Origin of the sequence: Mycobacterium hubeiense (genome assembly GCF_002838065.1) — a bacterium.
Lineage (GTDB): Bacteria > Actinomycetota > Actinomycetes > Mycobacteriales > Mycobacteriaceae > Mycobacterium > Mycobacterium hubeiense.
The window spans coordinates 26095-39346 of record NZ_PIZU01000025.1; the positions used below are offsets into that span (position 1 = coordinate 26095).

General features: G+C 63.8%; 18 protein-coding genes and 1 pseudogene. 17 read left to right on the plus strand and 2 right to left on the minus strand.

From position 1 onward, the window contains the following. Positions 1-26: 26 nt before the first annotated feature. From CWS39_RS18575 to CWS39_RS18620, 11 genes are all read left to right on the plus strand, one after another. Entirely contained in the window at positions 27-719 is a 693-nt protein-coding gene (locus tag CWS39_RS18575; protein ID WP_199178189.1) for an Mce protein, read from the plus strand. A gap of 13 nt (positions 720-732) precedes the next feature. Then, positions 733-1326 carry an Mce protein gene (locus CWS39_RS18580; RefSeq protein WP_102144402.1) on the plus strand — a complete coding sequence of 198 codons (594 nt, stop codon included), beginning with the start codon at positions 733-735 and terminating at the stop codon, positions 1324-1326. A gap of 41 nt (positions 1327-1367) precedes the next feature. Next, the gene (locus CWS39_RS18585; RefSeq protein WP_431306147.1) at positions 1368-2126 is read left to right on the plus strand and encodes a mannan-binding protein; all 759 of its coding nucleotides are present in this window, start codon (positions 1368-1370) and stop codon (positions 2124-2126) included. Between the two features lie 21 nt (positions 2127-2147). Then, positions 2148-3416 carry an esterase/beta-lactamase LipL gene (gene lipL / locus CWS39_RS18590; RefSeq protein WP_102144404.1) on the plus strand — a complete coding sequence of 423 codons (1269 nt, stop codon included), beginning with the start codon at positions 2148-2150 and terminating at the stop codon, positions 3414-3416. A 135-nt stretch (positions 3417-3551) separates the two neighbouring features. Further along, positions 3552-4223 carry an Abi-alpha family protein gene (locus CWS39_RS18595; protein ID WP_102144405.1) on the plus strand — a complete coding sequence of 224 codons (672 nt, stop codon included), beginning with the start codon at positions 3552-3554 and terminating at the stop codon, positions 4221-4223. A gap of 20 nt (positions 4224-4243) precedes the next feature. After that, complete coding sequence (locus tag CWS39_RS18600) at positions 4244-5485, plus strand: DUF445 domain-containing protein (RefSeq protein ID WP_102144456.1); 1242 nt, start codon at positions 4244-4246, stop codon at positions 5483-5485. A gap of 257 nt (positions 5486-5742) precedes the next feature. After that, positions 5743-5895: a hypothetical protein gene (locus CWS39_RS28920; RefSeq protein WP_158240374.1), complete on the plus strand. Its 153-nt coding sequence runs from the start codon at positions 5743-5745 to the stop codon at positions 5893-5895. A 205-nt stretch (positions 5896-6100) separates the two neighbouring features. Beyond that, positions 6101-6337, plus strand: a complete 237-nt coding sequence (locus CWS39_RS18605) for a ribbon-helix-helix protein, CopG family (RefSeq protein ID WP_102144406.1) — start codon at positions 6101-6103, stop codon at positions 6335-6337. Beyond that, positions 6334-6738 carry a type II toxin-antitoxin system death-on-curing family toxin gene (locus CWS39_RS18610; RefSeq protein WP_102144407.1) on the plus strand — a complete coding sequence of 135 codons (405 nt, stop codon included), beginning with the start codon at positions 6334-6336 and terminating at the stop codon, positions 6736-6738. Before CWS39_RS18605 ends, CWS39_RS18610 begins: the two co-directional genes overlap by 4 nt. Then, positions 6735-7601, plus strand: coding sequence for a hypothetical protein (locus tag CWS39_RS18615; RefSeq protein ID WP_142386886.1), 867 nt, complete (start codon positions 6735-6737; stop codon positions 7599-7601). Before CWS39_RS18610 ends, CWS39_RS18615 begins: the two co-directional genes overlap by 4 nt. After that, positions 7598-7813: a hypothetical protein gene (locus CWS39_RS18620; RefSeq protein ID WP_102144409.1), complete on the plus strand. Its 216-nt coding sequence runs from the start codon at positions 7598-7600 to the stop codon at positions 7811-7813. Before CWS39_RS18615 ends, CWS39_RS18620 begins: the two co-directional genes overlap by 4 nt. A gap of 132 nt (positions 7814-7945) precedes the next feature. Here CWS39_RS18620 and CWS39_RS18625 read toward each other — a convergent pair whose 3' ends face one another. After that, positions 7946-8638 (minus strand): 5' nucleotidase, NT5C type, encoded by a 693-nt coding sequence (locus tag CWS39_RS18625; protein WP_199178190.1) that lies wholly within the window; start codon positions 8636-8638, stop codon positions 7946-7948. Between the two features lie 326 nt (positions 8639-8964). On the opposite strand from CWS39_RS18625, the pseudogene CWS39_RS30340 reads away from it, so the two are divergent. Together CWS39_RS30340 and CWS39_RS29660 are read left to right on the plus strand one after the other, a co-directional pair. Then, positions 8965-9609, plus strand: a pseudogene (locus CWS39_RS30340) (transposase domain-containing protein); the annotation flags it as partial. A 58-nt stretch (positions 9610-9667) separates the two neighbouring features. Beyond that, the gene (locus CWS39_RS29660) at positions 9668-10198 is read left to right on the plus strand and encodes a transposase (RefSeq protein ID WP_431306148.1); all 531 of its coding nucleotides are present in this window, start codon (positions 9668-9670) and stop codon (positions 10196-10198) included. A 63-nt stretch (positions 10199-10261) separates the two neighbouring features. Here the strand turns inward: CWS39_RS29660 and CWS39_RS18635 are convergent, their stop codons facing one another. Continuing rightward, positions 10262-10450: a hypothetical protein gene (locus tag CWS39_RS18635; protein ID WP_102144410.1), complete on the minus strand. Its 189-nt coding sequence runs from the start codon at positions 10448-10450 to the stop codon at positions 10262-10264. Positions 10451-10832: 382 nt separating this feature from the next. Here CWS39_RS18635 and CWS39_RS18640 point away from each other — a divergent pair, with 382 nt between their 5' ends. The 4 genes from CWS39_RS18640 to CWS39_RS18655 are packed head-to-tail and all read left to right on the plus strand — an operon-like array spanning position 10833 to position 13251. Beyond that, a complete protein-coding gene (locus tag CWS39_RS18640; RefSeq protein ID WP_102144411.1) occupies positions 10833-11930 on the plus strand; it encodes an oxygenase MpaB family protein in 1098 nt (365 codons plus the stop codon). A 14-nt stretch (positions 11931-11944) separates the two neighbouring features. Further along, positions 11945-12337, plus strand: a complete 393-nt coding sequence (gene fdxA / locus CWS39_RS18645) for a ferredoxin (RefSeq protein WP_102144458.1) — start codon at positions 11945-11947, stop codon at positions 12335-12337. Positions 12338-12378: 41 nt separating this feature from the next. Further along, positions 12379-13032, plus strand: a complete 654-nt coding sequence (locus CWS39_RS18650) for a TetR/AcrR family transcriptional regulator (protein WP_158240375.1) — start codon at positions 12379-12381, stop codon at positions 13030-13032. Between the two features lie 3 nt (positions 13033-13035). After that, the gene (locus CWS39_RS18655) at positions 13036-13251 is read left to right on the plus strand and encodes a hypothetical protein (protein WP_102144413.1); all 216 of its coding nucleotides are present in this window, start codon (positions 13036-13038) and stop codon (positions 13249-13251) included. The last annotated feature ends 1 nt before the right edge of the window (position 13252 follow it).

A 13252-nucleotide genomic window follows, 5' to 3' on the forward strand; every position in this document is an offset into this window, starting at 1 on the left:
AAATCTGGAAGGCCCGATGACCCGCCATGTCTAAGCGAACATCAACCAAGTCCCGAGACGTTTTCGACAGGCTCGCCGAGCAAGATGAACCCGTCGAGGTCGAATCCGCCAAACCTGCAACGGAATCCGATGACGTCGAGGATTCGGAGCGTGAGACCACCCCGACCGACGGCGAATCGGACGACGAGGCCGATGTCGAGAGCGCGGACGGCACTGAGCAGGCCGCACCGCAGCCCGGTCGGCGTCGTCGCCGCATCGTAGCGGGACTACTGTGCGTTGTTTTCGTTGCGGCGCTGGGCTTATCGGCGTTCTTGGGGTGGCGGGTCAAACAGCTCGAGGCCACCGCAGCCGCTGGTGAGGCGGCACTGGAGGCCGCGCGCAACTACGCCGTCACGTTGACCACGCTCGATGCCAAAGACATCGACAAGCACTACCAACAAGCACTCGACGGCGCCACGGGAGTATTCAAGGACGAATACAGCCAGGGCTCCGCGCAACTGCGCCAACTTCTGATCGACAACAAAGCGACGGGCAAGGGCATCGTCATCGATGCGGCCGTGAAGTCGGCGACCGAGAACAAAGTCGAGGTGCTGCTGTTCGTCGACCAATCGATCACCAACGCCATCCTCCCCAGCCCGCGAATCGACCGCAACAGAGTGCGGATGACCATGGAGCTCATCGACAATCGTTGGCTCGCAAGCCAAGTCGAAATCACCTAGTAAAGGCTGAATTATGAACACCAAAACTCCGGAAACGGTTGACGCGTCGCCTGAGGTCGACAGCGTTGAGACCGTTGAGACCCGTGCCGAGGAGTCGGCAGCTCCGGAGAGGCGCAACTGGATCGGATCGGCGATCCGATGGGCCGCTGCCGCCGGCTTCGTCGTCGTGCTAGCCACAGCGGGCTACGAAGGGTGGCTGCTGTATCAGCAGCACCAAAAGGACGTCGCCGCTCGGGATGCACTCAACGTCGCGGAGCGCTACGCCGTCACGCTCACCAGCGCCGACCCCAACACGATCGACGAGAAGGTGACCGGCATCATCAACGGGGCCACAGGCGATTTCAAGGATAAGTATGCCAACGCCAGTTCTCAGTTGCGAAAACTGTTTCTCGACAACAAGGTGACCACGCAGGGCAGCGTCGTCGAATCGGCGGTCAAATCCGCCACCGCGAACAATGTCGAAGTGATGCTGTTCGTCAAACAAACGGTCACCAACTCGACCAATCCCGAACCGGCAGTTGATCTCACGGCCGTCACCATCACCATGGAGAAGGTGGACGGCCAGTGGCTAGCCAGCAAGGTCGACCTGCCCGGTGAGCCGGGGTAAGCGAGATGAAGCTTTCGGCGGGCCTAGCGGTAGTGGGGGCAGTGGCTGTCCTGGTCGCGACGGCGCCGGCCGCGAACGCATCCGCTGCGGAATTCTGCAGCGAACTCGGCGCGACGTGGGACGGGACGAACTGCACGACGCTGGTCACATCGACGCGCAACGCGGACAGGTTCATCTCGCTTGGCCTGCCGGTGCCGTTGCTGGACGACCCGACAGCTGGGCCCGTCCTGCGCGACTACTACCGCAGGCTGATGGACGGCTGGCGCAAGTCGGCCGCCGATACGCCCCGCGAGAGCAGCGCATCCAGCTACTACGAGATCTTGTCCGGGCCGGGTGCGGTGCAGTCAGTGGTCGTCCATGAGAACTTCGAGCCCTTCGGGATCCAGGCCAACAACGCCTATCGGACATTCGTCTTCGATATGGCACAAGGGCGCAGGCTCAGCCTCGCCGACCTGTTCAAGCCGGGCGTCGACCCGATGACGGCAATCCCTCCGGCCGCAGCACCAGTTCTGCCGGCGGCGCTCGACGCTGCCGCACCCCCGCACGCGCCCAACACCTACCCGTTCACCGTCCAGGAGTGGCAACCCGGCCCTGATGGCCCTAACTACACCGGCGAATACCGCGCCTTTGCGCTCTCGGCCGACCACCTGATGCTGTACATGCCCGACGAGCCGATGCAGCGCGAAGACCCCTTCCCCCGCGACCGGCTGGTCTGGTCCATGGACGGCGGAACCGTCAGAATCCGGGTGCCGCTTTCCGTGCTCGCCGGATCGCTACGCCCGGAATACGGTGGGACGTAAGGGAATTGGGGTCGATCAGCCATGGACCAACAGATTTCTCGTAACACCTCTGGGTTGCCGTCTCGAGTCGAGGGTACGGCCGACCCAAGTTTCACGTGGGCGGTGCGCGCATTCGCAAGCCTGTTTCCGCGCCGGCCGGGGTTCGGCGGTGGCGCGCTGGCGGTGTATCTGGACGGCGTGCCGGTGGTGGATGTGTGGACGGGATGGGCGGATCGCAGCCGCACCGTGCCGTGGTCGGCGGACACCGGTGCCGTGGTGATGTCGGCGACCAAGGGAATGGCCGCGACTGTCATTCACCGCTTGGCTGATCGTGGGCTGATCGACTACGGCGCCCCGGTTGCGCACCATTGGCCTGCGTTCGGCGCCAACGGGAAAGCGACTATCACCGTGCGAGACGTCATGGGGCATCGCGCTGGGCTATCGCGGTTGAACGGCATCACGAAGGCCGACTTCCTGGACCACCGCGCGATGGAGGAACGCGTCGCGGCGGCGGCGCCTGACCGGGTGTTGGGCAAGTCGGCCTACCACGCGTTCACCTACGGCTGGCTGCTGGCCGGCCTGGCGCGCGCGGTCACCGGCAAGAGCATGCGCGAGTTGTTCCGGCTCGAACTGGCTGCGCCGCTGGGTACGGACGGCCTGCACTTGGGCCGGCCGCCCGCGGGCGCGCCGACGCGGGCCGCGCAGATCATCACCCTGAAAAGAACGGTCGCCAATCCGCGGTTCAACTCCCTGGCGCCCAAGGTGGCGGCGTGGCCGCGGTCGGGCCTGTTCGGCGCGATGTACTTCCCCGAAGTGAGAAGCATTGTGCAGGGCGAGATTCCGCTACTCGACACGGAACTTCCCGGCGCGAACGGGGTCGCGACGGCGCGGGGGCTGGCTCGGATGTACGGCGCGATCGCCAACGGCGGAATGATCGACGGTCGGCAATTCTTGTCAGCGGGTGTGGTCGCCAATCTGACGGGTCGGCGCAGCCTGCGGATCGACGGCAACCTGTTGCTGCCGGTGGCCTTTCACCTCGGCTACCACGCGGTGCCCGTCCCCGGCGTGATGCCGGGGTTCGGTCACGTCGGGATGGGCGGTTCGGTGGGCTGGGCCGATCCCGCCTCCGGTCTTGCGTTCGCCTTCGTGCACAACCGGTTACATCCCTTAACGGTCAGCGACCAGGTCATGTTCGTTCCGCTGAACGCGTTAATTCGCCGAGGCGCCGCGCTGGCCCGCAACCGTGGCTTCGCAGCGGTGCCCGACTTTGGTGCCCCAATTACCGAGCCGCCGACGACGGCGGCGAGCTAGACGAGAGCCGTCAATGATGGATGCAATGAGCGTTGGTCGCGCGGATCAGCGGGCCGAATTCCCTTGCGCGCGCGGCTCGGCGCCGGATCGTGGCAATTTGCTGCTCGCCGACGCCTTGGTCGTTACCGTTCACAAGTGACCAACTTTTTCGATCGCCTCCATGTCGTCGAGCGCACCGCCGAGGTGGCCCGCTTCTGGCTCAATGTCACCAGTTGGACTGAGGAACAGCTGCGGCACCGGCTCGACGAGATCTCGCCGCCGGCGTCGACGCCTACGTCTGCGCCCGTGGACGCGCCGCAGCCCGCCCCCGCGGAGCAATCGTTGAGCGCCAAGATGAGCAGATTGCTGGACCGGGCATTGGACCAGAGCACACGCGGCGGCCAGGTCGAACTCTTCCACCGCATCCTCGATCAGTTGGTCGCCGATGAGGCCCGGATTATCTGCGCGCTCTCGGACGGATCTGCGTCGCCGTTGGTCAACGTTCACGCCTGGACACGGCCCCGCGTACCGGGCAGCGCCGTACTCGAAAATGCTTCGCTGATCGGCCGCACCGCCAACCTCGCACTGCCCGCCATGGTCCCGACGTACGTCGGCCACCTGCTGTCGCTCGGCCTGCTGGAGACGGGCCCCGAGGACCCGGAGATGAAGACGGACTACGAGGTGCTGATGGCCGAGACGATGGTCCTCGAGGCGATCAAGCGTGCCTCCCGCGGCCCGTTGACGGCAAAGGTGGAAAAGCTCACGCTGCGTCTGTCCGGGCTCGGCCAATCCCTGTGGGCGGCAACAATGCAGGAAGACTCGTCGTGAACGATGTCCTCCTCATCGGCATGCAGTCCTGGGAGGAGATCAAGCATGACATCGGCGCCAACTACCTGATCTATTTGTCCATGCCGCTGGTGGCTGCCTTCGTCGGGTGGAGCACCAAGATCGTCGCGATGGAGATGATCTACCGGCCGCTGGAATTCAAGGGCATCGGGCCGATCGGCTGGCAGGGCGTCGTACCCCGCCGCGCCGGCAAGGTCGGCTCCAAGACCATCGAGCTGCTGACCGCGAACCTGATCAAACCCGAAGAGCTGCTGGAGCGGATCGACGCCGGCGAGGCGGTCGAGGCCCTGCGAGCCCCGCTGGGCCAAGCGGTCGACGAAATTTCCCGTGACCTCGCCGAGCAGATCCGTCCGGGACTATGGGACTCACTTCCCGATGCCGCGCGGGCGGCGATCCAGGCCCGGATCCACGACCACGTGCCGCGGATCACCGAGAACATGCTCAACGAGATGAAGGCCGACCTGAGCCGCTACGTCGACCTCCAGTTTCTCGCCGTCACCACACTGGTGCGCAACAAGGACAAGCTGGTCAAGTTGATGCGCTCGGTGGCCGACGATGCGATGGCGTTTGTTCGGCGCAGCGGAATCTACTTCGGGCTGGGCATCGGTCTCGTACAGATGGTCGCGTGGGCGTTATTCAAGAATCCGTGGATCATGCCGGCGTTCGGTTTCGCAGTCGGCTTCCTCAGCGATTACATCGCACTGAACATGTTGTTCCGGCCGGTGCAGCCGACCAAGTTTCTCGGTTTCATCCCATACCAAGGGCTGCTACATGCCCAGCGGGACAAGATCACCCGCGACTACGCGAAAATCCTTGCAGAGGATCTCTTCTCACCCGAAATCCTTTTCGACGGCGTACTCAAAGGCCCCGGGTCGGACAAACTCTTCGCACTCCTGGCGAAGGAAGTCGATGCGGCGATCGATGCGCAAACCGGTGTCGCGCGCCCCATCGTCGTGCTCGCCGTGGGCACCGAGCGCTACCGCGCACTCAAGGACAAGGTGGTGCAAATGGTTCTCGATCGGCTCCCGTCAACACTGACTGAAGCGCAGGACTACGCGACGAGTGTGATCGATCTGGAGAACACCATCGTGGAGAAGATGAACCAGCTCAACAACGAGGAATACGAATCGATTCTGCGGCCGATCTTCAAAGACGATGAGCCGCTGATGATCACGGTCGGCGGTGTGCTCGGCGGCATTGTGGGCGAGCTGCAGGTCTTGGTCATGGAATTGCTCGCGCACTGACGCCGCGGTGCCGGCGTCCGAGTGTGCGATTGTGTCACGCTCTGCGCCGCCGAAGCGTGCCGGTAACCAACGTTCGGTCGGTGTTAGGTCAAGGGCGTATCGGCAAACACTGTGTCATCTGCGTGACATATTCGTGTGTCGTTGTGCGACGCTGTCTGTCCTGCTCGACGCCCGTCCTCTGGTCAAGAGCGCGGTCTCGTCCCTGAAAGGTTGAGCGCCGACAACCGGTCGGCACCGACCCGGTAAGGGGACAGCGAATGAACGCCGAGAATCTGGTCCGCGTCACGATCCAGGTCGACCTCTGGGTTGACCGCAGCCAGGTGGAGGACCGGCAGCGCCTCCACTCGATCGTTGGCAATGAGGTGCGCGCGCAGACAGACGAGGTGTGGCGCGCAACGGTGGCCGACTAGTCGCCGCACCGCCGCCCGGGCTGTTCAGCACCACGCAGTNGCAGACAGACGAGGTGTGGCGCGCAACGGTGGCCGACTAGTCGCCGCACCGCCGCCCGGGCTGTTCAGCACCACGCAGTACGCCGACAGCGGCGGCGCGTGTGGACCACCGCGTCGCGAGGTCCGAGGTGTGGACGCCGTGCCTGCACCATGACATCATGGTGTCATGACAGCCGAAGAATCGACCCCGCGCACCACAGGGGTGACCGTGCGCCTGCCCGCAGAACTGGCCGACGCGCTGAAGAACTACGCCTTCGTCACCGACACCTCGGCGAACGAGGTGATCAAACGCGCGCTGATTGAGTACCTGAAGATCCACGGGCGGGCCGAGATCATGGAGTCGGCGTTCCAGCGTGTCGTCCGCCAGCACAGCGTGGCGCTGGAGAAGCTGGAGAACATGTGATCATCTACCTGGTCTCCGACGATGTCGTGCTGATCAATCAGCGCTTCGTCGGCCCCGATCAACTGCGCGACTTCGGCCTCCTCGATGCAGCCGTCACCCGCCCGCAGATGAGCGCCTTCGGTGACGACGCCTTCCCGACCATCCACGAGAAGGCAGCAGCACTGCTGCACGGGGTGGCCCGAACGCACCCGTTCGTCAACGGCAACAAACGCACGGCCTGGACGGCCACTGCGATGTTCTACATGGTCAACGGTTACAACCTGTATGCGGAAGCGGGTGAAATCGTCGGTCTCACAGTGGATGTCGCAGAAGGCCAGCTTGGCGTACAGGACATCGCCGCCACCCTCAAGGGATGGGCTCAGGAATTCGAAACGCCTGACGAGTGGAGCGACGTCGAATGACCGCGCACGTCGCACGAAAGTTGCCAGTGGCGCAACCAACTAAGAATCTGCGTGAAGGGTACGTCGCTCGGCGCGACGATGTACATCGACGGGCATTGCACAGCGAGAAGGCACCGCTGCTGAGCTTTCTCGCGGATGTTCACCACCCAACGCCGGACAAGGTCTACCACTGGCGCATTCAACTGGACTGCGGCTGCATCGTAGACAGGCTGGGGCACACGAACGAAGTGACCTGGCTGGCCGACTACTCCGACGACTACTGGCCCGGCGGCAGAAACAAGACGAAACTGCCTGTTGGACAATGGATCTGTTACAACACCAAGTGCCCGCGATACCGTGAGACCGGTGGCCCGATGCGCGACATCGTTGAGTGGGTCAGTCGCGACGCAGAGCCCTACATTATGGAGGCATTTGAGATCAACGGCGAGGTTGTCAGTCCCGAAAAGACTTTTGCGCGTTGGGACGTGGCGCTCAGTTGCGGTCATCGGAATACCGAACTGGTTGGCGATCTCGACTGGCGGCCGGAGAACGGACTGACCTACGGTCCCGCACCTAAGCAGCGGGTTTTGCGCACAGTGCTCAAGGAGGTTTGCAGGAACGCCGACGACGAGGAGTTTTGGCGGCGCATATATACCGAGAACCATCCAAGACCAAGGCCGTTCACGCAGTGTCATACATGTGCCGACGTTCGCACCGTGAACGCGTATCAGTGCGTGGGAACACTTGCGCCGAAACCGAAGTCAAAATCGCTTCCACCGCCATCGCAACCGAGGCGAGCCACCCTTGAGCGAAGCCTGAAGAAGGCCGAGGCGCAAGTGGCTGAACTTCAGGAGCGGCTGCGCAAACTCGACGACGAGGGATGACATCGCCCAGCCATTACTTCACCACGAATCTGGTTGATGCCCAGAATAATTCGTTACCGCCCGGCCAATTCAACACGCTGCAGAGCGCGATGCTCTATGCCGACGAGCGACCCACCGAAGTGACCGGCGAGATCCTCTACATCGAAGACGAGAACACCTCGCCGCACCCGATGGTGCATTACACCGATTGCGACGTCGAGGACGTCGAATAGAGCCCGGCCCCAGACAAGCCCGTGGAGCGACCAGCGCGGCTGTGGCGGTGTGAACACATGGTCGTGCGTCCTAGGCGGCACCGACTCGCTGAAGTTACCTCCGGGGACTGCCGCTGACCCGCGGCCCCGATGCTAAAGCAGGTCGTGCCAGGGCGCTTTTACGCCAACGCTAGGCGGGAGATCCGCACCCTCCTGCTTGAGCCACGAGTAGTACTCTTCTCGGATTAATTCCTCTGCCTCAGACCAATCGGTGACCCTCGCGAGGACGTATTCACTTTCGGGCAGTCCTGTCGCGTTGGCGGAGTTGCCATAGACGATGACTTTTCGTTTTTGCTCAACGAGTCGGCCGATGTTCTCTGGGGTGTCCTCAACGTACAGGTGCGCGTCGACCGCCTCCTTGTCGCGCATGAAACACAGGTCCCAGTACGGGACGGCATGGTTGTCTAGCCAGCGCACGGTTTGTGCGACGGCGATCTCGTGAAACCATCGGATGAAGAGCCGGTGGGTAATTATTCGGATCCTGATTCCTTCGGTCCCAAGACGTCGGATTGACTGCGGGGCACCGGGGACGGGAGCCATTTCCTTGAACAGGTCTCGCTGGGTGACAGCGAATCGGTGGAGGCGTGGGTATTCGTTGGGTAGAAGCTTCCACTCGGGCATGCCGTACGAGACGTCTGGAGTTAGTTCCTCGACCGGGACGCCTGTCCACTCTGCCGCGACTTCCCGCATGTAGCCGTAAAAGTCGGCGACACAACCATCGAGGTCCAGACCCAGGACGAACCTCTCGCTGGGCGGTCGTATCGCTTGCTCGCTCTCTTTGCTCACGCGAGGATGTTACGTCGGCGTCTAGGCCGCCACAGCAAAACCAGTGAGCATTGCGCGCCCCGACCCGAAGCGCTCAAGCACCGTGCTCGACTAGCCGCAATGCCGCTCAGTTAAGGGTGTGACTGTTGGGTCAAGTGTGACGTGTGCGGCGTGTCGGCAAGTTGGGCAGCGGAACTCCCGGTATCGATGGGTGTCCTCACAAGACGACCCTTCACCCAGGAGTTCCGCTGTCTGTTCAGTCTGTCATTCGTGGTTCGGTGGTAGTTGCTGCGGGTCCGTTCGCGCCTGGTCACCTCGGCGAGCTGACCCAGATCGTCCCGTTCGAGATGGTCGATGCGGTGTTGGAATCGACCCGGACGGTGCAGGCCAGGGTCCGGGCGTTGCCGTCGCGGGTGGTGGTGTACCTGCTGCTGGCGGCGGCGCTGTTCGCCGAGCTCGGCTACGGCCAGGTGTGGGCCCGGATGACCGCGGGCCTCGACGGGATCGAGGTGGCCGATCCGGTGTCGTCGGCGTTGGCGCAGGCCCGTCGCCGCATCGGTGTCAAACCGCTGCGGGAACTGTTCGACCTGGTCCGCGGCCCCGCCGCCGGTGCGGCGCGATGGCGGGTCCTGCTGGTGTGCGCGATCGACGGCACGTCGATGTTCACCCCCGATACCCCGGCGAACCTGGCCGCGTTCGGCCGGGTCGGCGGCGGCAACGGCCCCTCCGGGTATCCGATGCTGCGGATGCTGACCGTGGTCGCGTGCGGCACCCGCACCGTACTCGACGCCGTCTTCGGCACCTTAAGTGCGGGCGAAACCACCTATGCACCAAAGCTTCTGGGCTGCCTGCACCAGGGCATGCTGCTGCTCGCCGACCGCAACTTCGCCGCCGCAGACCTGATCGAGCAGGTAGCCGCCACGGACGCCGACCTGCTGTTCCGCAGCCAAGACCAACCGCAAACTCCCCGTGATCGGGCACTGCGGCGACGGCTCGTGGCTGTCAAAGATCGGCACCACGACCGTGCGCGTGATCGACGCTCAGCTCGTCGTGCGACTCGCCGGCGGCCCACGTCGCACCGAGCGCTACCTGCTGATCACCACCCTCACCGACCACCGGCGATACCCCGCCACCGAACTGGTCGCCCTCTACCACCAGCGGTGGCAGATCGAAACGTCCTATCTGGAACTGAAATCCACCATCCTCGGCGGCCGGGTGCTGCGCGCCCGCACTCCCGACGGGATCGCCCAGGAGATCTATGCCCTGCTGGTCACCTACCAAGCGCTGCGCATCGCGATGTCCGACGCCACCGGCACCACCACCGCTGACCGCGCAGGCTTCAGCATCGCCCTCAACACCGCCCGCGACCAGGTCATCCAGGCCGCCGGCGTCATCGCCGACACCACCATCGACGTCATCGGCAAGATCGGCCACGCCGTGCTCGATCACCTGCTCCCGGCCCCCCGCCACCGAACCAGTCCCGCGTCGTCAAACGCGCCATCTCCAAACACCGGGCCAAAGGCGACATCGACCGCAACAGCTACAAGATCGCCATCGACCTCACCATCAACGGCCAGTTGACAACCGGCCCATGAACTTAACTGAGCGGCATTGCGACTAGCCGACGACTAGCCGCCGCGACGGCTACAGCCAGCGTTGAAACTCAAGCGGGATCGGCCCGCCACCCAACGGATCAGGTTCTGTCGACCCGCCGCAGGCCCGTGCCGTCCACGCCCAGTACTGCCACGCCAGCGCCTCGAATTCGGAGCTGTCCATAGCGGGCAGCGCGCCTGACCGCGCACGGCGGGCGGCGGGACCATCGGCCACCGGCATCAGCCCACGCCTCGCTTCCGCTGCGCACCTCAGCGCGACAGCGCGGCGGCAAGCCGCGCCGCCCTTTGCGTCCTGCCATGGGTGTTCCTCATCTGCGCCATCTGAGTGCCATGTCATCTGTCTCAGCAAGTCTCTGTAAGACACTGTCTGTCGGAGTGAAACTAGAGTATCAGAGCCGCTCAGAAGGGTAATCGCGCAGCTTGACGGTACACCCGATTTTGCCAGAGCGGCAAACCCCAGGTTCGGCGAGCGACGCCAACCCCTTGGGCCAGTCCAGGGCTGGCGCAAACATTTCGTGATGGACATTTCGTGATATTCATGTCACGATAAAGACGGGCACCCGGGGAGTGTGCCCCAACGCGCGAGCAAAGGAGCTTCTCAGATGGCCATCTCACTAGCCGAAGTCCGCAGGATCGCCGATCAGCACCTGGTCAAGGACATGGAACGGATGAACGCGGTCCGGCTTGCTCCGCGACCGGACAACGGCTTCTACGGTCCGGAGACCATCACTTGGAGAATGACCGACCGTCCGCTATGCCTGATGGCGGGCATCCTGCGGGGAGCGATCGAGGTGCTCTTCGACCCGAAGGTCGCCGCGGCGACGAACGGGCACAGTGTGATGCACTACGACCCGCTCACGCGGGCGCGGCGCTCCATCATGTTCTTCCAGATGGCGACGTTCGGCGACGGGGAATCGGCAATTGCCGCCGGCCGCACCCTTTTTCGGGTGCACTCGCACATCAACGGCATCGACCCGGTCACCGGCGGTCGCTACGACGGCACCGATCTGGAGATGGCGTTGTGGACGCATGCCCTTGGCCTGGTGGCCATCTCGGATTGCTACGACCAGTTCGGACGAGGGCTGAGCAAGACCGAGAAAGATCAATTCGTGGCGGAGAACTGGCCGTTTGCCCAGCTGGTCGGCATTGCGCCCGAGAACATCCCCACCACGATGGACCAATGCCGCGATATCGCGCTTGGCTGGATGCCACGGATGGCGTTGGGCGTGTACGGCGTACGTGATGTCGACTTCCTGCTGCGATCCCCGATGACCCCGGCCTGGCCGATGGCGGTGGCCGGCCCCGTGTTGCGGGTCGCTGCCCGAGCGTTCGCGCGCCGCCTGACACCGGACCTGTTGGAGCTCGCGCGGTTCCACCCGTCGCGCGTCAGCATCCGACTGGCAGAGGTCGCGATACGGGCGGCTGTCCTGGCGACGTCAGGCACCAACACGCGCAAGGCGTTGACGGTGGTCAGCCCCGAGGGCATGGGCATGATGTTGCAGGCATTGGAGGCCGATCCCCATCTGCCCCTTGCGGATCCGAAGCTGCGCGAGGACCTGCACCTGGTGGTCCGCCGGCCCGGTGTCGGCAATAAGTACTCCGATTTCGAGCATTCCCCGTTCGTGCACGACCAGGCGCACAGCTACGACCTGGAACGGCACGACACCGATGCCCGCAATCGGGAGTCGGCCCACGCCTGAGCGAGGTCTGCCCGATGGCTTATGTGATCGCCGAACCGTGCGTGGACGTGATGGACAAGGCGTGCGTCGAGGAATGCCCGGTGGATTGCATCTACGAGGGCCCGCGCAAGATGTACATCCACCCCGACGAGTGCATTGACTGCCGGGCCTGTGAGCCGGTCTGCCCGATGGACGCGATCTACTACGTCGAGGATCTGCCTGCCCAGTGGGCGCCATACGCACACGCCAACGCCGACTTCTTCGCCGGATTGGGCTCACCGGGTGGTGCGTCGTCGATCGGCAAACGGGAGATGGATGCGGCGTTCATCGCGGCGCAACCGAAACGCGCCGTCACCGCACCGCCCAAGAATGAGCCGCCGCCGGTGCTGGTGTCCCTGGGACGGATGGCGCGGAAATGGCTGAAATGACGATCACCAGCGCCACGACGGAGGTCCGATACCCTCGGCGGGTGGCCTCCGACACCGCACCCGCTCGACGGCGCGGGCGGCCGCGCGCGACGGCGGAAGAGGTCGAGGCGCGTCGACAAAAGTTGATCCGCGCCGCCTATGAAGTCTTCCTCGACAAGGGCTATCACGCAACATCCGTCGCGGACATCACCGCCCGGGCTGGACTCGGATTCGGCACCTACTATAAGGCGTTCACGAACAAGCGTGAGATCCTTGACCCCGTCATCGATTTCGGCGTTGAACAGATCCTTTCCGAGATTCTGCAAGATGTCACCACCGACGCCGCGACATTCGCCGAATACGAACAGCAGTTCCGAACCTTCGCAGCCCGTATCAACGCGGCATTCACCGAACGACCGCGTCTTGCGAAATTTCTGATGTTCGAGGCGACCACGGTCGACGAAGAGATCACCCGCCGCTGGCAAGGAGTCATCGAGCTCGGGGTATCACTCATCGCCGGCTACCTGGAAGACGGTGTGCACCAAGGCATCCTGCGCGCAGATCTGGCAACGGACGAAACCGCCCGCGCCATCTTGGGAATCATTCTCATGGCGGTGATGCAGACCGCCTACGGCCTCACCGAGCCCAGACAGAACGACGAATACATCGACGCCGCCCTAGCGCTCATCAGCGACGGCACCAGAGGTAGAAGTTGACCCATGACCCAACAACGCAATCCCCTTCTGGCCGAACTCAAGGAACCGCGCGACGTCCTCGCCCAATTGTCGCCCGAGGAGTCGGTCCTGTTGCACGGCCTGCTGCGCAAGGCAAAAGTTGCTCAGCAGCGAAGCCTCGACAGTTCATTGGACGACGCACTCAAGGCGCTGCCACGCCTGATCCGACCCGCCGCCCGCAAGATTCTTTTCGGAAAGTGAA